This is a genomic window from Streptomyces sp. YIM S03343 (assembly GCF_054729195.1).
Genome location: NZ_JBPUKX010000001.1, coordinates 6,458,020 through 6,480,598 on the forward strand (window position 1 = coordinate 6,458,020; position 22,579 = coordinate 6,480,598).

General features: G+C 69.6%; 17 protein-coding genes. 5 read left to right on the forward strand and 12 right to left on the reverse strand.

Features of this window, described 5'->3' with window-relative positions:
• Positions 1-26 precede the first annotated feature (26 nt).
• Entirely contained in the window at positions 27-1,022 is a 996-nt protein-coding gene (locus ACSYGN_RS28435) for an ABC transporter permease (RefSeq protein ID WP_460400499.1), read from the reverse strand.
• A 361-nt stretch (positions 1,023-1,383) separates the two neighbouring features.
• Between ACSYGN_RS28435 and ACSYGN_RS28440 the strand changes: the two genes are divergently transcribed.
• Positions 1,384-2,364, forward strand: a complete 981-nt coding sequence (locus ACSYGN_RS28440) for a hypothetical protein (RefSeq protein WP_460400501.1) — start codon at positions 1,384-1,386, stop codon at positions 2,362-2,364.
• A 9-nt stretch (positions 2,365-2,373) separates the two neighbouring features.
• Here ACSYGN_RS28440 and ACSYGN_RS28445 read toward each other — a convergent pair whose 3' ends face one another.
• A complete protein-coding gene (locus tag ACSYGN_RS28445) occupies positions 2,374-3,759 on the reverse strand; it encodes a right-handed parallel beta-helix repeat-containing protein (protein ID WP_460400503.1) in 1,386 nt (461 codons plus the stop codon).
• 323 nt (positions 3,760-4,082) lie between these two features.
• On the opposite strand from ACSYGN_RS28445, the gene ACSYGN_RS28450 reads away from it, so the two are divergent.
• The 3 genes from ACSYGN_RS28450 (at position 4,083) to ACSYGN_RS28460 (ending at position 7,853) form a co-directional block, all read left to right on the forward strand.
• Entirely contained in the window at positions 4,083-5,915 is a 1,833-nt protein-coding gene (locus ACSYGN_RS28450) for an AMP-dependent synthetase/ligase (protein WP_460400505.1), read from the forward strand.
• Positions 5,916-6,198: 283 nt separating this feature from the next.
• The gene (locus ACSYGN_RS28455; protein ID WP_460400507.1) at positions 6,199-7,083 is read left to right on the forward strand and encodes a prohibitin family protein; all 885 of its coding nucleotides are present in this window, start codon (positions 6,199-6,201) and stop codon (positions 7,081-7,083) included.
• Between the two features lie 344 nt (positions 7,084-7,427).
• Positions 7,428-7,853, forward strand: coding sequence for a helicase associated domain-containing protein (locus ACSYGN_RS28460; RefSeq protein ID WP_460403791.1), 426 nt, complete (start codon positions 7,428-7,430; stop codon positions 7,851-7,853).
• Here the strand turns inward: ACSYGN_RS28460 and mmsB are convergent.
• The 5 genes from mmsB to ACSYGN_RS28485 all read right to left on the reverse strand — a co-directional run bounded on the left by mmsB (position 7,804) and on the right by ACSYGN_RS28485 (position 14,650).
• Positions 7,804-9,033, reverse strand: a complete 1,230-nt coding sequence (gene mmsB / locus ACSYGN_RS28465) for a multiple monosaccharide ABC transporter permease (protein WP_460400509.1) — start codon at positions 9,031-9,033, stop codon at positions 7,804-7,806. The two genes, ACSYGN_RS28460 and mmsB, sit on opposite strands and share 50 nt — an antisense overlap.
• On the reverse strand, positions 9,030-10,583 hold the full coding sequence (mmsA, locus tag ACSYGN_RS28470) for a multiple monosaccharide ABC transporter ATP-binding protein (RefSeq protein WP_460403793.1): 1,554 nt from the start codon (positions 10,581-10,583) through the stop codon (positions 9,030-9,032). Before mmsA ends, mmsB begins: the two co-directional genes overlap by 4 nt.
• Positions 10,584-10,681: 98 nt before the next feature.
• A complete protein-coding gene (gene chvE, locus ACSYGN_RS28475) occupies positions 10,682-11,797 on the reverse strand; it encodes a multiple monosaccharide ABC transporter substrate-binding protein (protein WP_460400511.1) in 1,116 nt (371 codons plus the stop codon).
• A gap of 1,002 nt (positions 11,798-12,799) precedes the next feature.
• Complete coding sequence (locus ACSYGN_RS28480) at positions 12,800-14,005, reverse strand: ROK family transcriptional regulator (RefSeq protein WP_460400513.1); 1,206 nt, start codon at positions 14,003-14,005, stop codon at positions 12,800-12,802.
• A 186-nt stretch (positions 14,006-14,191) separates the two neighbouring features.
• Complete coding sequence (locus ACSYGN_RS28485; protein ID WP_460400515.1) at positions 14,192-14,650, reverse strand: ABC transporter permease; 459 nt, start codon at positions 14,648-14,650, stop codon at positions 14,192-14,194.
• A 287-nt stretch (positions 14,651-14,937) separates the two neighbouring features.
• On the opposite strand from ACSYGN_RS28485, the gene ACSYGN_RS28490 reads away from it, so the two are divergent.
• Positions 14,938-15,072, forward strand: coding sequence for a hypothetical protein (locus ACSYGN_RS28490; protein WP_460400516.1), 135 nt, complete (start codon positions 14,938-14,940; stop codon positions 15,070-15,072).
• A 12-nt stretch (positions 15,073-15,084) separates the two neighbouring features.
• Here the strand turns inward: ACSYGN_RS28490 and ACSYGN_RS28495 are convergent, their stop codons facing one another.
• From ACSYGN_RS28495 to ACSYGN_RS28515, 5 genes are all read right to left on the reverse strand, one after another.
• Positions 15,085-16,977, reverse strand: coding sequence for an ATP-binding SpoIIE family protein phosphatase (locus ACSYGN_RS28495; RefSeq protein WP_460400518.1), 1,893 nt, complete (start codon positions 16,975-16,977; stop codon positions 15,085-15,087).
• Positions 16,978-17,020: 43 nt separating this feature from the next.
• Positions 17,021-17,704: a class I SAM-dependent DNA methyltransferase gene (locus ACSYGN_RS28500; RefSeq protein ID WP_460400520.1), complete on the reverse strand. Its 684-nt coding sequence runs from the start codon at positions 17,702-17,704 to the stop codon at positions 17,021-17,023.
• Positions 17,705-18,260: 556 nt separating this feature from the next.
• The gene (locus ACSYGN_RS28505) at positions 18,261-19,307 is read right to left on the reverse strand and encodes a rod shape-determining protein (RefSeq protein WP_460400522.1); all 1,047 of its coding nucleotides are present in this window, start codon (positions 19,305-19,307) and stop codon (positions 18,261-18,263) included.
• A gap of 291 nt (positions 19,308-19,598) precedes the next feature.
• Positions 19,599-20,978 carry a carboxyl transferase domain-containing protein gene (locus ACSYGN_RS28510; RefSeq protein ID WP_460400524.1) on the reverse strand — a complete coding sequence of 460 codons (1,380 nt, stop codon included), beginning with the start codon at positions 20,976-20,978 and terminating at the stop codon, positions 19,599-19,601.
• On the reverse strand, positions 20,971-22,458 hold the full coding sequence (locus ACSYGN_RS28515; RefSeq protein WP_460400526.1) for an acyl-CoA synthetase: 1,488 nt from the start codon (positions 22,456-22,458) through the stop codon (positions 20,971-20,973). The genes ACSYGN_RS28510 and ACSYGN_RS28515 overlap by 8 nt, the downstream gene beginning before the upstream one ends.
• Positions 22,459-22,579 lie beyond the last annotated feature (121 nt).

The following is a 22,579-nucleotide window of genomic DNA, read 5'->3' on the forward strand; positions in this document are numbered from 1 at the left end:
GCCTGAGACGGGAATCGGTACGCGTATCACCTGCTCCGCGGGTCCAGGGCGTCCCGGAGTCCGTCGCCGAGCAGGTTGAATGCCAGGACAGTGATGAAGATCGCCAGACCCGGGACCAGCATGAACCACGGATCCGCCTGGTAGAGACTGATGGCCTGGTTGAGCATGCCGCCCCAGGACGCCTGCGGCGGCTGGATGCCGACGCCGAGGAAGCTCAGACCGGCCTCGAAGAGGATGTTCGTCGGGATCAGCAGCGTCGAGTAGACGATGATCGGTGCGACGAGATTCGGCAGCAGTTGCTTGAACAGGATGTGCGGCCCCCGGGCGCCGAGGGTGCGCGCCGCGTCGACGAACTCGCGCTCGCGCAGCGAAAGCGTCTGGCCGCGGATGATGCGGCCCATGTAGGGCCAGCTGAAGAAGCCGATCACGAAGATCAGCACGCTGATGTGGAGCGTCAGCCCGTGCAGTCCGAAGGCGCCGCCCTGAAGCGAGGCGGACAGCGCGATCGCGAAGAGGAGCAGCGGGAAGGCCAGGAAGATGTCCATGAGGCGGCTGATCACCGTGTCGACCCAGCCCCCGTAATAGCCGGCGGCCACGCCCAGCACCGTGCCGAGGGTCACCGACAGCACGGTCGCGCCGAACGCGACCGCCAGTGACACCCACGCACCTTCGATGATCCGCGCGAGCAGGTCGCGGCCGAACTGCGGATCGACGCCGAGGGGATGGTCCCAGCTGATCCCGCCCCAGGCCCCTTTGGGCCTGAGCAGCACCGGGTCGATCAGATTCTGGTGGAAGGCGTTCGGATCAAGTTTGAAGACGGACTCGATGACCTTGGCGAAGACTGCCAGCACCATCAGGCAGAGAACGACGATGCCGCCCGCGACCGCGACCTTGTCACGCTTGAACCGCATCCATGCGATCTGCCCGAGCGACCGGCCCTCGATCCCCTCGCCCATCCCGGACAGCACGGACTCCGGCTGCGCCTCGGCGGCCGAGCCGGTGAACTCAATAGGGGCCGTCATGGCCGTGCACCCCCTGTCCGGTGGTGACCGGTTCCAGGTGCGGCCGTGACGGACGATGGCCCGGCGGGCGATGATCATCCATCCGGCACAGGTCCGAAGGGTCGCCAGACCAGGGCGGATCAGAACGCCTCATTATAAGTCGAATAAAGCGATAAGGATGAAAATAAAAGGGAGGTGGAAATCCGCGGTGCATGCCCACGGCGCAGGGCCGAAGCGGGCGGCATGACCTGAACAGGGACATCTCGACAGGCGCCGGCGCTCGAAGCCCCCGGCGCCTGGCAGGGCCCGTCGGCCATGGGTGAATGTCCGACGCCTCCCGCTCGTATCAAGGAGTGGCACCAGCGAGCGGAGGTGTTGGCTCATGACCGTCGACCACCGGCAGATCCAGGACTTGTCCCTCAGGCCTACGAGCGGTGGGCTGCGGGTGACACGGCGCGGCGCGGAGATCGTGCTGGGGGTGTTGTGGCTGGTGGACGGGGTGCTGCAGTTCCAGCCGTCGATGTTCACCCGGGGCTTCTTCGTGGACACGCTGGGCATGGCGAACATGGGCCTGCCCGGGCCGGTGGCGACGGTGGAGTACGACCTGACCAGCATGCTCGCCGCTCACCCCGCGGTGTGGAACGCGCTGTTCGCCGCGATGCAGGTGGCGCTCGGCGTGGGACTGCTGTGGCGGCGCACCGCCCGCCCGGCCCTGGCACTCTCGGTCCTGTGGGCGCTGGCGGTGTGGACCGTCGGTGAAGGCTTCGGCGGCCTTTTCATGAGCGGCGTCGGTCTGCTGACCGGTGCCCCGGGCGCGGCTCTGCTCTACGCGGTGATCGCCGTGGCGCTGTGGCCGCGCCTCGACCGGGCCGGGCCGAGCATCGCGGATGGCGGGGTCCTCGGTGGGGCGGTGGCGCGGTGGGTGTGGGTGGTTTTGTGGACCGGTACCGCGGCCCTGGCGCTGGAGCCCGCCGCCCATGTCCCCGGCGCCCAGCTGACCAACGCCGGCCAGGACGAACCGGCCCCGGTCGCCGCCGTCAATCACACGGTCGGCGGGCTGGTCGGCGGGTGGGGCATGACCTTTGTCGTCGTCCTCGGACTGCTCCAGGTGGCCATCGGCGTGGGCGTCCTGTCCTCCCGCACACGACGCCTGGCGCTGTCGGCGGGCATCGTCCTGGCGACCGCCACCGGCCTGCTCGCCCAGGATCTCGGCGGCCTTCTCACCGGTCACGCCACCGACCCCGGCACCGGCCCGCTGCTGGTGCTGTTCGCCCTGATCCTGTGGCCCCGCGCAGCCCCCCGGTGGGCCGTGGAGGGTGCGGACGACAGGGACGGCCGGCTCGTCAGCCCCCTTCGAGGCTGACGCCCGCCGTCACTGGGCGACCAGCTTGCCCCCGCCCGCCAGCGTGTACGTCTTGCCGCCGAGGGACTTGTTGGCGGCGAGCGACTTGTCGTAGCGGACGGTGTGGCCGTTGCCGGTGATGTTGGTGATCTTCGTGCCGGAGATCTCCGCGCCGGTCAGGCCGGTCAGGGTCGAGTCGGCGGTGACCGTCCAGGTGCTGCTGGAGTCGAGGGTGAGCGCCGCCTTGTCGATCGCGCCCTTGAGAGTGCTGCCCTGCTTCAGCGTCACCGTGGCGGAACTGGTGCTGTCCGTCAGCACGCTGCCGGTGAGTTTCTCCCCGTACGCGGTGAGCGTCGCCTTGCTCTTGGTGGTCACGTCGAGGAGCTTGCCGTTGCTCTCCTTGACCTCGGCCCCGCCCTTGAGGGTGATGGTGGCGTTCGTGTTCGTCACATAGAACAGGTCGCCGCCCTTCGCGGTGAGGGAGCCGCCGTCCAGGGTGAACGCGGCGGTGCCGACGAGGGCGTCGCCGGAACCGCTCTGGTGCAGCATGACGCCGTTCTTGCCGCCGGTGACCGTGCTGTCCTTGAAGACCACCGAGTTGGCGCCCTCGACGACCGCACCCTCCGCGCCGGTCGCGGTGACCGTCGCCCTGGTCACCGTGATCTTGCCGGTGGAGTAGACACCGGGAGCGTCCTGCCCGCTCGTGGTGAACGTCCCGCCCGTGACGTCGACCGTGCCACTGCCGCGGTCGGTGGCGACGGTCGCCGAGTTGGCGCCCGTGGTGTCGGCCGTGACGTTCTTCAACGTCAGCTTGCCGCCGCCGGAGGCCATCACGGCGTGCGCGTACCGGCCGGTGGCGTTGATCTTCGTGCCCGTGAGCGTCACGGAGGAGCCGGAACCGTACGCGAAGACGCCGTTGGCGCCCTTTCCGGTGGTGCTCACGGTGCCGCCGGAAAGGGTGATGTCGCCACCGCTCTCGGCCAGTACGCCCGCGTTCAGGCCGTAGAAGCTGCTCTCGTCCGACGACGACGTGGTGCCCGAGCTGGTCACCTTCGCGTCTTTCAGTGTCAGCTTGCCGGTCTTGGTGACCAGGACCGCGGACCGGTCCTTGGTGGAGGAGGTGTACGACGCCCCGGACTTGGACACCGTGCCGGTCTTGAGCGTGTACGTTCCGGTGGCCGTGTACTGCTTCGTCGAGGCACCCGGCCCGCCCTGACCGCCGCCCGGTCCACCTGGTGCGCCGGACGGCGGAGTGCCTCCAGGGCCGCCCGCCTGGGCACCCGCGGAGGCTGAGGCCGATGCCGAGGCGGTGGTGCTCTCGCCCGAGCCGCAGCCGACCAGCACGAGGGAGGCGACAAGGGCGGTGGCCGCGAGAACGGACGTAGACAGACGGTGTGCGGTCGGTCGGCTGTTCATCGATTCCTCCGGTGGATGCTCGCAGTGCGCGGGTCAGTGCCTGGGGCCGTGCACGGGTCGCCTGCGACGGCCTTGTCCAGCACCCTCGTGCTCGCCGATGTGATCGCGCTGTGCGATGCGTGTGGGCTTCCTGGCAAGAACTGTGGTGCGCCCTCTCTGCCGCTTCTCTGCGGCTTGTCTGTCCCTTCTCTGCCGTTCTCTGTCGTTCTCTGTCGTTCTCTGCCCTCGTCTGCGTCGCGCTGCCGGTCGGCGTGGGCCGGTGGGTCCTCGGCCGGTGCCGTTGGGCCCCTTGGGGTGGGGCGTCGGCGCGGGAACATGGGGGTATGGAGGAGCCATCGGACTCGGGGACATGGCGCACCCAGGCGAAGTACGTGACATCGCCTCAGGCGAACGCGACCGACGACTTCGTCGACAACGCCCGTCACCGGCCCGATCATGAGGCCTTCGCCCGCAAAAAGGACGGGATCTGGCAGGCCGTCACCTCCAGGGAGTTCGCCGACGAGGTCCGGGCGCTGGCCGCGGGACTGATCGCGGCCGGGATCGAGCTGGGCGACCGGATCGCGTTGATGTCGGGCTCCCGCTACGAGTGGATGCTGTGCGACTTCGCGATCTGGACCGCGGGGGCCGTCAGCGTGCCGGTGTACGAGACCTCCTCCCCGGCGCAGGTCGAGTGGATCCTCCGTGACAGCGGCGCCACGGCCGCGTTCGTGGAGGACGAGGAGCGGGCCCGCGTCGTCGCCGAGGCCGGGGTGGCGTCGGTGGGCCAGGTGTGGCGGATGGACGGCGGGCTCGGCCGACTCACCGAGGCGGGCCGGTCGGTGTCCCCGGAACTCGTCGAGCGGCGGCGGTGCGCGGCCGGCGCCGACACACTGGCGACCATCGTCTACTCCTCCGGTACGACCGGCAGGCCCCGGGGCTGTCTGATCAGCCATGGCAATCTGGTCGCCGTGGTGCGCAACGTCGCCCTCGCCGACGGGATCGGGGAGAACGTCGTCACCGACCGCACCAGGATCCTGGTGTTCCTGCCGCCGGCCCACGTCCTGGCGCGGGCCGTCGCGCTCACCGCCATGCACAACGGAGCGCAGATCGCGCACACCAGCGACCTCAAGAACATCACCGCCGAACTGCGCGCCTACCGGCCCACGTTGCTGCTGGCCGTTCCACGGGTGTTCGAGAAGTTGCGCAACACCGCCGAGCGCACGGCTGTGGAGGGCGGGCACACGAGACTGTTCCGTGCCGCCGAAGCCACGGCTGTGGCCTACAGCGAGGCGCTGGACCACGGTGGGCCGGGCCTGTGGCTGCGGGCCAGAAGGCGGTTGTTCGACCGGCTGGTGTTCAGGAAGCTGCGGGCCGCGCTGGGCGGCCGGGTCGACTACGCGTGCAGCGGCGGCGCACCGCTGGGAGCCGGTCTCGGGCACTTCCTGCGCGGCGCCGGAGTCAACGTTCTGGAGGGCTGGGGGCTGACCGAGACCGCCTCCGGAGTGACGCTCAATCTGCCGGCCGCGCAGAGCGTCGGCAGCGTGGGCCGCCCGCTGCCAGGCTGTGCCGTACGCATCGGTCCCGGCGGCGAGGTACTGGTGAAGGGCCCCAACGTCTTCGGCGGTTATCTGCACAACAAAGAGGCGACGGACGATGCGTTCGACGCCGATGGCTGGTTCCGCACCGGTGACGTGGGCGAATTGCACGACGGGTACCTGACCATCACCGGCCGCAAGAAGGACCTCATCGTCACAGCCGTCGGCAAGAACGTCGCCCCCGCTCCGCTGGAGGACCGGCTCCGGGCTCACTGGCTGATCGACCAGTGCGTGCTCGTCGGCGACCGGCGGCCGTACGTCGGTGCGCTCATCACGCTCGACGCCGAGTTCCTCACCCGGTGGAAGCTCGAACACGACCGGCCGGATGCCGCCGGTGCCGCGGAACTCCGTGACGACCCCGACCTCAGGTCCGCCATCCAGACCGCGCTGGACGAGGTCAACCGGACGGTGTCCGGGGCCGAGGCCATCAGGAGATTCCGCATCCTGAGCCGGGGGTTCGTCGTGGGTGAGGAACTGACGCACTCGCTGAAGGTCCGCCGCGCCTATGTGGCCGCCGAGTTCGCCGCGGACATCGAGGCACTCTACGCACCGGACCGGCCGAACGGTCACGGACGCGTGTAGCCCGGTCCGACCCGGCTCGGTCGCCTGGCCGGCCGCGCCCGGCTGGAGGGAACGCGGACGGGCGGTGGAAGACCGTCGACGAACGCGACTGTGGACCGATTGTTGCGGGCGCGGCCGTGACGCTCCCCCTGGAGTTCATCCGGAGGTCACCCTGGAGACGCACTCTCGCCTGACGTTCCCGGGACGTGCGGCGGCTGTATGCCGCGCGGCCGGGGGTCGTTACCATGCGCTGCGGATCACGCCCGGGGCGGGCGTGGATTCCGTTTCCAGAGGGGGGATTTCCATGTTCGTGATGTCTGTGCTGCTGCTCATAGCGGCGGTTGTGCTTTTCCTCGTCGGACGCTCGCGCAGCGAAGGGGGGTGGCGGCTCGGGGCGGTGCTCAGCGCTGTCGCGGGGCTGCTTGCCGGGGTGTTCTCCTGTGTGTACGTCGTGAGCGCCTACGAGGTGGGGGTGCCGGTGACCTTCGGGAAGATCGGGACGCCCATGAGGTCCGGCATCCACTTCAAGTCGCCGTTCACCGACGTCACTTCCTTCTCCACCCGGCCCGTCGACCTCAACCTCTACGACAAGGACGTCGTCGAGGTCCGTTCCTCGCAGGGCGGGGTGCTGTATGTGGACGTCACCATCAAGTGGGCCGTGGTGCCGGGCAAGGCGACCGCGCTGTACCGGCTCGCGGGCAGCGAGGGCGCCATCCAGGCCCGTATGGTGCTGCCGGACAGCCGCGAGATCATCCGCAACGTCTTCGCCAAGCACACCAGCGAGCAGGGGTACGCCTCGGCGCGTGAGGAGATCGAGTCGCAGATCGACACCTTGATCAAGGCGCGCCTCGCGCCCCGCGGGATCGACGTCACGGCCGTCAATCTGCGCAATGTGAAGCCGTCGCAGACGCTCCAGGAGCAGATCGACAAGAAGATCCAGCAGGAGCAGGCCACCGAGCGCGCCGTCGAGGCGTCCCGTACGGCCAAGGCGGAGGCGGAGCGCAAGCGCATCGAGGCCGAGGGCATCGCCCGGGCCAACAAGATCATCGAGCGGTCGCTCAGCGACAAGGTCCTCTACAACCAGTGCCTGGAGGCATACAAGGAGGCCGCCAAGGCCAACCCGGTGTACGCCGTTCCGTGCGGGACGGACTCCAACGGCACGCCGGTGATTGTCGACAACGGCAAGTAAGCGCTCCGCTGGAAGTGCCGCGATGTGCCTTCTGTCGTCTGTTGTTTGTCGTCTGCGGCACCGTCGTGGCTGGTCGCGCCCACGCGGCGGAGCCGCATATCATCACAGCCCCGCGCCCCTTGGGGGTGCTGCCGAACCGGAGTCGACTTCGCTGGCGCCGCTTGGCTTGACTCTGTCGGTGATCTTGGGGATGCCGAGGTCAGCTGCCCAGGGTCCGCCAGGACTTCGGCCGGGGTATCTCGCGCTGGTCGAGGTAGTTCTGGAAGGCGGTCGGCCGGCGGGGCGAGGGGGGCTTCGGCCGGTGGCAGTCCGCTGAGGCGCTCGATGTTGACGGCGATGGCCGAATAGGACGTGCTGGATGTGGGCTTTTCCCTGTCCTCGGTAGCGGCAGCGGGTGGGCATCCGAAGCGGGCCACCTCCTGGCCCCGCTGCACGCCACCCACCAGGGCTACCGGGTGGGCATCTGGCTGAAGAACGCGCGGGCCGCAGTCAGGAAGACGCAGGAGACCGAACAGCGGCAGGCCGAGGGCCTGCCGATCAAGCCGTCGGCTGGGGCACTGTCCGACGAGCGGCGCGAGCACCTGGAGGACATCGACCCCGTCTGGTGCCCAGTCCGGCCGGTCGAATGGCAGCGCTCTGCCTTCCTGTCCGCCAAGAAATGCGGAACGGAGCGCCGCTGGCGGACCACGGGACGCTCCGTACCGGAGGGGTGTGGAGTCACTACTTCGCGCGCCGCTTGTTCAGGATGTCGAACGCGACGGCCACGATGAGCACCAGGCCCTTGACGGCCATCTGCCATGCCGGGTCGACGTTCATGATGGACAGGCCCATATTCAGGACGCCCATGATGAACGCACCGATGATGGCGCCGGACACTTTGCCGATGCCGCCGGAGACCGCCGTACCACCGATGAACGCTGCGGCAATCGCGTCGAGTTCGAAGTTCTGCCCGGCGGCGGCCACCGCAGCACCGGCACGGGACGTGGTGATGACGGCCGCGACGCCGGAGAGCAGACCCATGTTCACGAAAATCATGAAGTTCAGGCGCTTGGTCTTCACGCCGGACAGCATGGCGGCGGGGAGGTTACCGCCCATCGCGTAGATGTGCCGGCCGAAGACGGTGTTGTTCATGATGAACGTGTAGAGGATCACCAGCACGCCGACGATGATCAGCACGATCGGGGTGCCGCCGGCGCTCTTGGCCAGCAGGTAGGTGATGTAGGCGATCAGCACTGCCGACAGCACCATCTTGCCGATGAAGGCGACGAACGGATCGACCCGAAGCCCGCTGCGCACGAGTGCCCGGCGAGTGCTGAACTGGCTGAGGGCCAGGCCGGCGATGGCGACGATGCCGATGAGCAGCGTCAGGCCGTCCAGCACGCCGAGGAAGCCCAGTGCGTTCGGCAGGGAGTTGTTGCTGATCGCGTTGAACCCCTCGGGCAGCCCCGCAACCGTCGTGCCGACCAGGACGATGGCCAGGCCGCGGAAGAGAAGCATGCCGCCCAGGGTGACGATGAATGCGGGGATGCCGACGTAGGCGATCCAGAAGCCTTGCCAGCAGCCGACGAGCCCGCCGATCGCGATCGAGACCACGACGGCCAGGAACCACGGCAACTTCATATCCGTGATCATCAACGCGCACAGTCCACCGATGAAGGCCACCACCGAACCGACCGACAGGTCGATGTGCCCGGCGACGATGACCATGACCATGCCGATGGCGAGGACCAGCACATAGGCGTTCTGCTGGATCAGGGATGCCACATTGTTCGGGTAGAGAAGCCGACCGTCCGTGAGGATCTGGAACAAGATGACGATCACGCCCAGAGCCGCCATCATTCCGTACTGCTGCAGGTTCTGGCCGAAGTACGCGGTCAGCGCTCCTGGCTTGCTGTTCTTGCCGCCGGGCTGCTCCTCTTGGGGCTGCTCCAGCGTGGTGGACGTGCTCACCGTGATGCTCCGCTCTTCTCCATGGTCATGTAACGCATCAGTCCCTCCTGGGTGGCCTCTGCGCGGGAAACCTCACCCGTGATCCGCCCCTGGCTCATGGCGTAGATCCGGTCGCAGATGCCCAGGAGCTCCGGTAGTTCGGAGGAGATCACGATGACCGCCTTGCCTGCGTCGGCCAGGGCATTGATGATTTCGTAGATCTCGAACTTGGCGCCGACGTCGATACCGCGCGTCGGCTCATCGAGGATGAGGACCTCAGGCTCGGCGAACAGCCATTTGCTGAGGACGACCTTTTGCTGGTTGCCGCCGGACAGCGTCCCGACACGGACGTCCACGCTCTCGGCCTTGGTGTTCATCTCCTTGCGGTAATGCTCCGCCAGATTGATCTCTTTCGCGGAATCCACGACGCCGAGGCGGGAGACGTTCTGCAGCTTCGCAGCGGAGGTGTTGCGCTTGATGTCCTCGATGGCGTTCAGGCCGTAGTGCTTGCGGTCCTCGGTGGCGTACGCGATGCCGTGTGCGATGGCCGAGTCGACGGTCCGGATGCTGACTTCCTCACCATGCAGCAGGAGCCGACCGGAGATGCCGCTGCCGTAGCTGCGCCCGAACACGCTCATCGCCAGCTCGGTGCGCCCGGCACCCATGAGTCCCGCGATGCCGACAATCTCACCGCTGCGGACGTTGAGGGTGGCATTGTCGACGACGACCCGGTTGTGGTCGATGGGGTGGCGGACCGTCCAGTCCTCGATGCGCAGCACCTCATCGCCGATGTTCGCGGTGTGCTCGGGGAATCGATGGGCCAGGTCACGGCCGACCATTCCGCGGATGATGAGATCCTCGGTGACCGGTTCGGTGCCGTGCATGTCCAGGGTGTCGATGCTCTTGCCGTCGCGGATGATCGTCGTTGTGTCGGCGATCGCGGCGATCTCGTTGAGCTTGTGCGAGATGATGATGGACGTGATCCCCTGACCCTTGAGCTGGCGGATCAGTTCAAGGAGATGGGCGCTGTCCTCGTCGTTGAGCGCGGCGGTCGGCTCGTCGAGGATCAGCAGCCGCACCTCCTTGGACAACGCCTTCGCGATCTCGACGAGTTGCTGCTTGCCGACGCCGATGTCCAGGATCTTCGTGTCGGGCAGCTCGTCGAGGCCCACCCGGGCCAGGAGCCGAGCCGCCTCCTGGTTGGTCCTGGTCCAGCTGATGACGCCTCGGTTGGCCCGCTCATTGCCGAGGAAGATGTTCTCGGCGATCGACAGATACGGGCTCAGGGCGAGTTCCTGATGGATGATGACAATTCCGCGCTCTTCCGAGTCACGGATGCTCTTGAAGCGGCAGGGCCGGCCCTCGAAGACGATGTCGCCCTCGTAGGTCCCGTACGGGTACACCCCGCTGAGCACCTTCATCAGGGTGGACTTGCCCGCGCCGTTCTCTCCGCAGATGGCATGGACCTCCCCTCGTTTCACTGACATCGTGACGTCCTGCAGCGCCTTGACGCCGGGGAAGGTCTTGGTGATCTCTCGCATTTCGAGGATCGGGGTCGTGTCGATCGGCATGACGACTCGCTTGCTGGTCGGGTTCGGGGCCTGGGACACGGCCGGGTCCGCGCCCGAGGGCATGAACCCGACCGAGCCCCGGTAGGGGCGGTTATCCGCTACAGGCCGAGTGCGTCGGCGGTGTAGAACCCAGACTTGACCAGCTTCGACTGGACGTCACTCTTCGTCACGACCATGGGCGGGAGCAGGTAGGACGGGACGACCTTGACACCGTTGTTGTAGGTCTTGGTGTCGTTGACGTCGACCTTCTGTCCCTTGACGAGCTGGTCGACCATCTTGGCGACCGAGTCGCCAAGCGTGCGGGTGTCCTTCCAGACCGTCATGGACTGCTTGCCGGCCAGCATGTTCTTGGTGTTGGCCAGGTCAGCGTCCTGCCCGGTGATCACAGGCCAGTCCTTGCCGACCTTGTAACCCTGGGAGGCGAGTGACTGCTCGATGCCCAGCGCCAGCGAGTCGTTGGGCGACAGGACGACGTCGACCTTCTTGCCGCCGGTGTAGAAGGAGTTGAGCCGGTTGTCCATTTCGGACTGGGCCTTCTGCGAGCTCCAGCCGTCGATGCTGACGTTCTTCCAATCGTCGTTGCTGGAGAGCTTCTTGCCGGACCGGATGACCAGCTTGCCGCTCTTGACGTACGGCGAGAGCACGTCCCAGGCGCCGGAGAAGAAGTACTTCGCGTTGTTGTCGTCGGACGACCCTGCGAACGGCTCCAGGTTGAACGGGCCCTTGCCCTTGTCGAGGCCCAGCTGCTTGACGATGAACTGGCCCTGCAACTTGCCGACCTGGTAGTTGTCGAACGTCGCGTAGTAGTCGACGTTCTTCGTCGAGTTGATCAGCCGGTCGTAGGCAATGACCTTGATCTTCTGCTGGGCGGCCTTCTCCAGGACCGGGCCGAGGGCGGTACCGTCGATCGACGCGACGACCAGAACCTTCGGGTTCTGGTTGATCATGTTCTGCAGCTGCGTGATCTGCTGGTCGACCTTGTTGTCCGCATACTGCAGAGAGGTCTTGTAACCCGCCTCCTTCAGCAGCTTGGTGAGGTGAGCGCCGTCATTGTTCCAGCGCTCCAGGCTGCGGGTCGGCATCGCGATGCCGATGAGGGCGGGACCCTTGGAATCGCCACTGTCAGAGGAACGGGTGCTGCTGCAGCCCGTCGACGCCATGGCGAGTGTCGTGACGACGGTCACAGTCGCGAAGATGCTGAGCTTCTTGGACACCTCGATGTGTCCTTTCTAGCGGTTGGGCACAGATGTGGACCGCAGGGTCGACCCGTCAAGCCCCTGGCTCGCCGGGGAGCTGATTGTTGCAGCCCCGAACATATTGTGTCTGTGCCGGTAACGCCATCACGGGCTAGTCACGGGTCCATAACGGCAATAGCGGGCACGATGTTCGGCTGGAGCAACTACGCCAACGGGATGATCGGCGAGCCAGGCACGAACCTTGCGCGAGCGATGTGCGGAGTGCCCGTCCAGGACAAGGTGCACCGTGCGGCCGAAATGGCCTGCGAGCCGGTCCAGGAAGCGGCACATGACGTCGGCGTCGAAGGTCTCATCGAGGTGCGGCCGAACGCCTTCGACCGGAAAGCCACGTCCGCTGTCCCGCCGGGAAGAGCAGCGCGCACTGGAACCCGGTGAAGCAGCATGGCGCGGACGCGATCGTCATCACCTTCAGCATCCAACCTGCCACCCCCGTCCCTTCCAGGAACAGTGCAGCAGTTCCGCGCTGGGCCGGCACATGCTCACCCTGCGGTCCCGGGGCCCGCACGAGGCCCTCGTCCGGGCCGCGCCGAGCAGAAGGCCGAGAACTGGAAGGCCAAGTACGCCCTGCGTGCGGGAGTCGAGGGCACCATCGACCAGGCCCTGGACGTCACCGGCATGCTCCGGGCCCGCTGGAGGCGACTGCCGAAAGTCCGCCTCCAGCAGCCTTCTCCGCCACCGCGCTCAACGTGATCCGACTCGAGGCGTACTGGACCCGACACGACCAACACCACACCCGCAGCAGCCGCCTTGAACACGACGACCGGCTTACGGCTTGACCCCGGAATTGCACAGCAGAGTCTTCTTGGTGGACAAAACAAAGGTGTTCGGGTGTCGCTGCGGTGGCACGAGCCTGCCGGTGGTGACGCTGCGAATGGTAAGGGCCACGTTCACTATGGGCGGTTCGGTGATCCGGGCCCGGGACGAGCGGCGATCATCGCGGCAGGTCGCCGTGAATCGGCGTCATCTGGGCAACGGGGCCGGTTGTTCTTCGGAAGCGTCGGCCGGGATCGCCAAGGGATCGGCCAGCAACGTGGAGAAGCCCAGTTCGGCGGCGCCCACGAGGACAGCGTCATTGCCAAGCGCGCTGGCGCGTAGACGGACGTTCTCACGGGAGGCGGCGAGCGTGCTGGCGTTGACGCGGCTGTGGATCTGTGCGCCCGCGCCGAGGAACACCTCGTGAAGCATGCCTCCGAAGATGACGACGCTGGGGTTGAAGATGTTGACCAGGTTGGCGACGCCGATGCCGAGCCAGTCGCCGACTTGTTGCAGTGCGGCGCGTGCGACGATGTCTCCTCGGTCGGCGGCGGTCACGACGGCCTGCACCACCTCCTGGCCGGTTGCCTGCGGGTCACGGCCGGCAGCGGCGAGCAACGCTCGTTCACCGGCCTCGGCTTCCAGACAGCCGCGGGCGCCGCATCCGCAGAGGCTGCCGTCTTTCGGGTTGACGATCATGTGGCCGACCTCGCCGCCGTACCCTTCCGTGCCTCGCAGCAGGCGGCCGTCAGTGATGAGGCCGCCGCCGATGCCGATGTCCCCGTGGAGGTAGACGACGTTGTCGCTGTCGGCTCCGGCGCCCCGAAGATGTTCGGCAAGGGCGCCGAGGTTTGCTTCGTTGTCGACCTCGACGGGGACGCCGAGGTCGAGTCGGCGGGCGAGTTCCGAGCGGACGTCCTGATCGGCCCAGCCCATGTTCGGCGCGCGCCGCACCAGGCCATCGGGCTGACGGACGATTCCCCGTACCGCGACGCCGACGCCGACACACCGGCTGCCGGGCTCGGCGGTCGCCAGCATCTGCCGGGCGAACCCCGTGAGAGCATCGGCGACCTTTCCGGGATCGTTCGGCTCGTCCAGGGGCCAGGCGCTTTCACGGCGGTCGAGAAAGATGCCGCCAAGTCCGATGCGGGCGGCGGCGAGGCGGTCGACTCCGACGTCGTACGCGAGTACGTACACCTGCGACGATTCGGGCTGTACGACCAGTGAGGGCCGGCCCGCCCGGCCGGTGTCGCGGGGAAGCACCTCCCGGACCAGCCCAGCCGCGGTCAGATCCGTGACCAGGCCCAGGATAGTGCTGCGGTTGACCCCCATGCGGTCGGCGAGGACGGCCCGGGAGACGGGTCCTTCTCTATGCACGTGACGCAGAAGGGCGCTGAGGTTGTGCCGTCGCATCTCCTCCTGGGAAGGACCGGCTTTCATCGCACAGGAACCCCATCATCGCGTGAACACGGAACGCTCATCGTTGTACGGCTCGGCGTTGGGACAGCGAGTCCACGCCCGCGGCCACCAGGGGGGCCCAACCCGTGACAGTGTACTTGACACCGGAGCTGTATCCCATGAGACCCATGCCGTTCTGGATCACGGCCACCACCTTTCCGCGAGGACGGCGTCAATGACCTGACCTCGCCCGCCGAAGAGGCTCGTGCCGTCGATCACGGCGCTGCCGATGGTGAGCAGCAGGACGTTGCTGCCGCCGGTGTCGGGGTCGACGGAGCTGCCCCGGGAAGCCGCGATGACGCAGCAGACCGCCACCATGGCCGAGCAGATGACGAATGCGGCGATCCTTATGAACGCGACGTTGACGCCCGCCCGGCGGGCAGCTTCTGCGTTGCCGCCAACAGTGTGGACGTGGAGGCCGAACGCCGTGTGCTGAGGCCCGAACGTGCCGAACACGAGCAGGACGCCGACAAGCGGCACCACGGTGGGTACGTCTTGCAGACAGACGACCACGGCATTGTCGCTGCGTTCCTGGTTGAGCGGGTACACGGCCAGCGCGCCCAGCACCGTGAGCACGCCGGGGCGGACGGCGATCAGCATCGGCCGGGTTGTCGTCAGACCCGGCGGCGGTTGTGGTTACGGCGGAGCAGGATCGATGCGTACGTCGGCCGCGTCGAGAACCGCGGAGGTGGAAGTGTGCCGGCAGGCATGGGGTTTCACCAGTCCGGCACGTGGTCGCGGCCCGGCCGAGCATCCGGCGGGCCGCGACCGGCGCCCAGGGCTGCCCGGCATCGACTCCGTGCAACTGGACCAGGAGCATGCCCCGCCCGGCGCCGCGCGGGTTTGCGCGCGGTCGGCGTTCGCCGGTCGGTCGGCTCGGGGGTGGCATGGAGGGAGCGTGCTTCGTCGGCCGGGAGCCGGTCAAGCTGCGCATCCCCCGCGCCGGCGACCAGGTCCTGCTGACCGCCAACCCGGCCCGGCCTGGCGGCTTCCTCTACGCCGGGAACGGTGTGGCCCCTTGAGCTCGGCAGCGCTCAGCCGGATGGCGAAGCGGACGGTGGGGGTCTGTCGGTTGGCTTAGTACCTAGCCACTTGGCTTTACCAGGGACAGGCATGACGGGCGCGGCCCAGAGGGAAGTGGGCCGTGCCTCGGCATCCCCGGCATCCCCGGTCTCACCGGCCTCTCCGGACAGCGACTGCTCGAACCACACCAGCTTCCCCGTGCTCAGCCGGTTCGCCCCCCAGCGGTCGGCGAGCTGGTCGACCAGGAACAGTCCCCGGCCGCCCTCGTCGCTGAGCAGGGCGTGCCGCATCCGGGGGACCAGCGGGGAGTCGTCGCCGACCTCGACGCGCAGGACGTCGGTGCGCAGCAGCCGTAGCGTTATGGGACGGTTGGCGTAGCGCACGGCGTTCGCGACGACCTCGCTGACCAGCAGCTCTGTCGTCTCCAGCAGATCCTCCAGCCCCCAGCGGTACAGGGTGCGGCGGGCGAGACGGCGGGCCTGGCCCGCGGTCTGGGGATGGGGCGCGAGGTACCAGTAGACGACGGTCTCCGGAGCGACGCCCATGAAGCGCGCGGCGAGCAGGGCGACGTCGTCGTCGCGGTCCGCCTTGCCGAGCGGGCCGAGCGCCTCGTCGCACAGCGCCTCCAGCGGCGGCAGCGTCGTGCCGTCGGTGGTGGCGCGCAGCCGGCCGAGGAGTTCCTCCACGCCGGTCAGCAGGTCGGAGTCGCGCGACTCGACGAGGCCGTCGGTGTAGAGCACCAGGGTCGCCCCGCTGGGCGCGGACAGGTCGGTGGTCTCGAAGGCGCCGCCGCCGACGCCGATCGGCGGCCCGGGCGGCACCAGAAGGATCTCGCCCCGGCCGTCCGGGTGCAGCAGCAGCGGCGGCGGATGACCCGCGTTGGCCAGCACCAGACGGCGCAGCGCGGGGTCGTAGACGCCGTAGAGGCAGGTCGCGATGTGCTGGCCGCCGAGCCGTTGGGCCTGCTCGTCGAGATGGTGCAGGACCTCGTCGGGGGGCAGGTCGAGACCGGCGAGGGTCTGCACGATCGTCCGCAGCTGCCCCATGATCGCGGCGGAGGTCACCGAGTGGCCCATCACATCGCCGATGACCAGGGCGACGCGGTTGCCGGGCAGCGGGATCGCGTCGTACCAGTCGCCGCCGACCCGGGCGGTCTTCGACGCGGGCAGATACCGGCTGGCCAGCCGGATCCCGGTCGGCTCCGGGAGGGACGGCGGCAGCATCGTGCGCTGGAGCGCGTCGGTGACGGAGGCCTCACGGCCGTAGAACACGGCCTTGTCGACGCCGATCGCGGTGTGGGTGGCGAGCAGGGACGCCGCGAGCAGATCCTCGCCGGTGAAGGGCGGCCGGGAGGGGTCGCGGGCGAGGACGAGGGTGCCGAGGACATGGGAACGGCCGTGCAGCGGCGCGATGAGGAGGCGGCGGCCGGGCGGGAGCGCAGGGGGGTCGTCGGCGTCGGGGGAGTCGAACAGTTCCGCCGCCGCGACGGCGTTCCCGGGGGCGTTGGCGAACACGGGGCGACCGGCGAGGAGGAGTTCGGCGAGTCTGCCGTCGCCGTCGGGGTGGATCACGCCGGGCGGCGCCGACGGGTGGTCCCCGTTCCCCTGGCGCAGGAGGGTGGCCGGGACGGCGGGCGCGTCGTCCGCTACGGCCAGCGGCTCGCGCAGCAGGACATGCACCCGGTCGGCGAATGCGGGAACGGCGGCCCGGCGCAGCTCCAGCAGCGTCTCGTCGACGTCCATGCCGCCGGCGATGCGCCGGGTGGCGTCGTCGAGGAACCGCAACTGGTCGGCGGGGGCCGCGGCCCTGTCCCGCAGACGCGGCCGCCGTGGTGTACCGGTGCGCCGGGCGGCCCTGGCGGTGGTGCGGCCGCCAGGGCCGTCGGCTCCGAGATGCTTGGTCACGAGAAAGTGCTTCCGTGGATGTCCCGTCGGCGGGCTGGCGCGATCAGTCGAGACGCCGGCAGCGCAGGAAGATCTGCTCTTCGGGCTGGACGTCCGCGGTCGCCGGTGCGTAGGTGTAGGAGGTCTCGTCGACGATCTCGAAACCGGCGCCGCGTACGACGGCGCGCAGGTCGTCCCGGAGATAGCCGGAGACCCGGACGGTGCTGCCGATGAACGGGATCGCGAAGTTGTCCACGTCCGCCTCCACCATCGACAGCACGAACAGGCCGCCGGGCCTCAGGAGGTGGTGGACGGTCCCCAGGGCCAGGGGGATTTCGGCGCGGGGCAGCATCAGCAGGGAGAAGAAGGCCGCCACGGCGTCGAACCGGCCGAGGTCGACGGGGCCGGACACCCGCAGATCGGCGATGTCGAGCTGGTGGAATGTCGCCTCGGGCACCTGCTTGCGCGCGAGGTCCACCATCCCGCCGGACAGGTCGACGCCTACGACGTCGAGCCCGCCGTCGGCCAGCTGGCGTGCGGTGGGCAGTCCGGTGCCGCATCCCAGATCCAGCACCCGGGCCCCGTCGGACAGCTCCCCGACCAGCCACTCGACAGCCGCGACCTGGCCCTCCTTGTGCGGAAAGGCCTCGTCGTAGCGGTTGCCGATGGCGTCGAAGGCCTCGGCCTGGCCCGTGCGGTCGAGCGGAAGGCCCGAGTAGTCGGCCTGGTCGGTGGAGCTGCTGCTCACGAGAGTCTCCCTTGGGGCTGCCTGGTGCGATTTTTCCATAAGTCGTAAGCCTTCACATGGCCCGGAGGCACGGGTGCGGGACCTGGCGATACGACGGGTTCCGGGCGCCGCGGACACCGGGTGCTGGTGCGGGTGTCGGACGCCGTTCGCCGTGCGAGGGCGGGCGTGACGGGCGCGGCGGGCGCGACGGTCGCGGCCGGGTCCCGGCGGACCGGGGTGTGGGCACGGGCCGGTGCCGCCGTGGCGGTGGCACTGACATGCTCACGGCTGCGGCCCGGAATCATGCGGGGGATGGTACTCCTCCGCCTTTCGCGGCGCCTCGCCGGACGTCGGCCCGGGGGCGGGCCCAAGGGCGGACGTGGACCGAGGTCTGCCAGGGCGCGCGACCGGGGAATGCCATGGCCGGGAGCGGGCAACGCATCGGTGAGAAGGTGAAAGGGGAGGAAGAGGAGGAAGAGGAGGAAGAGGATGAGGAAGACGGCAGCGGGGTGTGTGGGGCGTGCGGGGCGGTACCGGATCAGGCGTGGGCCCGGGGGCAGGGGCCAGGGTCAGCGGGTCAGGGAGCCAGCGGGTTGAGGGTCAGGGGCTTGATCCTGCCCTCCAGCATGGCGCCCAGGCCGCGGGCTGCGCAGATGTCCGGGCGATCGGCGATGTGCACCGGCATGCCGGTCGCCTGACGGAGCATCTGGTCGAAGCCGGGGAGCAGGGCCGAGCCGCCGACCATCATGATCCCCCGGTCGCCCAGATCCGCGACCAGGTCGGGCGGGCACTCGCGCAGCACCCTGCCGATACCGTCCAGGACCGCCGTCAGCGGGGTCTGGATGGCGTCCCGCACCGCGGCGGTGTCGACCTGGACCGACCGGGCCAGTCCCGTCGCGACGTCCCTGCCGTGGATCTCCGTCGACGCCGGGCCCTGCGGGCTCAGCCCGTTGCCCGACAAGGCGAGCTGAAGCGGCCGTACCGACTGGCTCGGCAGCATCAGCTCGTGCCGGTGGCGCAGGAGCTGCACGATCGCGTGGTCCACCGCCTCACCGCCCACCGGGACCCGCGCCGCCGTCACGATCGAGCCCAGCGACAGCACGGCCACCTGGGTCGTCGCCGCCCCGCAGACCAGGATCATGGTGGCTTCCGGCTGCTCGACCGGCAGCCCGCACCCCACCGCCGCCGCGATCAGCGTGTCGACCAGCTCGACCCGGCGCGCGCCGAGACCCACCAGCGTCTCGATCGCCGCCCGCTGCGCCAGCGGATCCGCGTCGTGCGGTGTGCAGGCCGCCGCGCGCAGCCTCGGCTTGCGGCGCAGCGCGCGGCGCACCTTGTCGCCGATCAGATGACGCAGCATCCGCTGCGCCATCTCGATGTCCACCACCGTGCCGCCGGAGACCGGGCGCACCACACGGATGTAGTCCGGCGTACGGCCCGTCATCCGCTCCGCGAAATCACCCACCGCGATCAGCGCCCCGCTGCGGGTGTTCACGGCCGCGGCCGACGGCTGGTCCACCACCAGCCCGGCACCCTTCACCCACACCCGCGTCCGCGCCGCGCCCAGATCGACGGCGAAGTGGCAGCGGCGCAGCTGCTCCAGACTGGCGGTCGTGGTGGTCATGACGGTCCTCCCGAGTGCGAGCGAGCAGGCGAGCCAGTACGTGGGTGCGTGCGCGCGCGGGGCGCGGGGCCGGCCGGTGGCCGGTCCTCTGTTGCATCCTGCGGTGGGAGGGAGTGCTGCGCCTGTTGTGGGGGGCCGGGCGGGGTGCGGCCGGAAGGGGGATTTCTTGGGGAGGGGGCCGTTCTGGGGTTGTGCGGAGGTCACCGGTACGGGTTGTGCGCAAGGCCCGTTCTGGGGATACGCGGAGGCCGCCGTTCTGCGGTTGTGCCGTGCGCTGTGGCTCCGGTTCGGTCACTCCGGTGGCGTCGAGCCGGGCCGGGACGGAGCCGGGGGCGCGATGCCTCTGATGAGGCCCAGGACCAGCAGGTCCTGGGGGCGGAGGTGGAGCTGGTCGGCCGTTCTTTCGGTTTCCGCCGGTGTCGGGGGGCGCTTGAGGATGGCTGCCGCCAGTTCCGGGGCTATGACGCTGAAGTAGCTGTCCGGGGTGGCCCACATGTTGCCCGGGGACGCCAGGGCCAGGGCGCCGCCCGAGCCGCCTTCCCCGATCAGGAGCGTGGTGATCGGTGTGCGGGCCGCGGCCACCGCCGCGAACAGGTCGGCGATGGCGGCACCCGCGCCCTGCCGCTCCGCCTCGGCGTCGTTCGCCGCGCCCGGGGTGTCCACCAGCGTCAGCACCGGGATGCCGAGCCGGTCCGCCAGCCGGATCAGCCGGGCGGCGCTGCGGTAACCGGCGGGCCGGGTCGCCGTGCCGCACTGGGCGGCGTAGGCGATCGTACGGCCCTGGTGCCTGCCGAAGCCGCAGAGCATCCCGTCGTCCGTGCCGCCGAAGCGGTCGCCGCTCAGGGGGCGGCGGTCGGTGAAGTAGGCGTCCAGGTAGGACCGGGCGCGCGGATGCTCGGGGGAGCGGGCCCGGCGGACCGCTTCCCAGCCCGTGGCGGGGAGGGCGGGGGTGCCCTGGGCCGGTGGCACGGGGGGTGGGGTGCTGCCGTGCGGGCGGGGGGTCAACAGGGCCAGCCAGGTGCCAAGTTCGTGGCGCAGGTGCTGCGGCGCCACCACCGCGTCCACCGCGCCCGCCGTCTGCTGCGCCTCCGCCGTGTACGCCGCCGGGTCCGCGTCCGCCGGGCGTACCCGGGAGCCCGCGAAGCCCACCTGGGCCTTTGGGAGGGCCAGGATCACATCGGCGCCCGCGCCCAGGGTGGCCCAGCCGCCGCCGGTCGTCGGGTCGCGCAGGACAGCGATCTGGGGCAGACCCGCCTCCCGCGTCAGCGCCGACTGCCGTGCCACGCGCTGGAGTTGGGTCAGCGCGATCATGCCCTCCTGCATCCGGCTGCCACCCGTCGCGATGAGCGGCACCACTGGGAGCCGCTGCTCGCGGGCGTGGCTGTACGCCGCCTCCAGACGGTCGCCGGTGCCCCGGCCCAGCGAGCCGCCCAGGAAGCCGAACTCGAAGGCGATCAGCACCGCCTGAGTGCCCATCACCTTCGCCGTGCAGGTCACCACCGACTCCTGCTCGGCGGTGCGGTCCGCCGCCCGGGCGCGCGCCGCGTCGTAGCCCGGCCAGGCGATCGGGCCGTCCGGGACCGACTCCGGTGCCGGGTGCGGGAGTTCGGTGAACGTGCCGGGGTCCGTGACGAGGGCGAGGACGGCGCGGGCGCTTCGGCGGTCAGCCACCGGGCAGCGCCCGCTTCATGATCTTGCCCATGTCGTTGCGGGGCAGCACATCGAGGTAGCGGACCTCCCGGGGGCGCTTGTGCGGGGCCAGACGGGTCGCCACATGGGACGCCAACTCCTCGGCGGGAGGCGGTGACTGCGGGTCCGCCGGGACGATCCAGGCCACGATCCGCTCGCCCAGATCCGCGTCCGGTTCGCCGGTCACCGCCGCCTCCTTCACCCCCGGGTGCTCCAGCAGAGCGTTCTCGATCTCCCCGGCCCCGATCTTGTAACCCCCGCTCTTGATCAGGTCGGTTGCCTTACGGCCCACGATGCGGACATAGCCGTCGGGGTCCCGTACCGCCATGTCGCCGGTGCGGAACCAGCCGTCGGCCGTGAACGCCGCCGCCGTGGCGTCCGGGCGGTTCAGATACCCGGTGAACAGATTCGGGCCGCGCACCTGGATCTCGCCCACCGTCTCACCGTCGTACGACGTCACCGGCGAGCCGTCCTCCTCCACCAGCCGCAGCTCCACTCCCGGCAGCGGCACCCCGACCGTGCCGGCCCGTGCCTCGCCGTCCGCCCGCACGCTGGTGTTCATCAGCGTCTCGGTCATGCCGTACCGCTCGATCACCCGCCGCCCGGTCGCCGCCGCGATCCGCTCGTGGTCGTGCACCGGCAGCGCCGCCGACCCCGACACCAGCAGCCTGGCCCCGGCCAGCGCCTCGGCCAGCGCGGGGTCGGAGGGCAGCGCCTCGGCGATGCGGTGGTACATCGTCGGCACCCCGAACAGCATGGTCGCGCCGTCCTTCAGTTCCCGCGCCACGCCCTCGGTGCTGAAGCGGCCCAGGTGGCGTAGCGAACCGCCGCGCCGCAGCGGGCCGAGCACGCCCAGGACCAGGCCGTGCACATGGAACAGCGGCAGCCCGTGCACGAGGACGTCGTCCTCGGTCCACTGCCAGGCGTCGGCCAGCGCGTCCAGCGTCGAGGCCAACGCCCCGCGCGGGATGACGGCGCCCTTGGGCGGGCCGGTGGTGCCGGAGGTGTAGACGACCAGGGCCGGGGAGCCCTCGTCCGCGTTCTCCCCCGCTCGGGCGGCTGTGCCGGTGGCCCGCACGTCTCGCACGTCGATGTCCAGGCGCTTCAAGTCGCACACCAGAGCCGGGAGTTCGTCGTCCGGCGCCGCCAGCACCAGGGCCGGGGCGCTGTCGGCCACGATGTGGGCCAGTTCCTTGCCGCCCGACTTCGGGTTGAGCGGCACCACGGCCGCCCCGGCGAGCAGCACGCCCACCACCCCCACCGCCGTCTCCAGCGAAGGCGTCGCCCACACCGCCACCCGCCCCGCCCCGGTGACCCGCTCGGCCACCGCGCCCGCGGCGGCCGCGAGCTCGGCGTATGTCAGCGACCGGGCGCCGAAGCTCAGGGCGACCTGATCGGCCGCGACGGGGCGGCGGACGGTCGGGTCCGGGCGGCCCTCCAGGGCCGGGAAGAGGGAGGACACGCGGCGCACTCCTTCGAGTCGGGCAGGACAACGGAGCTGAGCTTGCGGTACGACTGCCTCCTTCCTACCCCAGCCGCCCCACCCGTACGACGGTGCTCAGGCCCGACACAAGCCGCGGTTC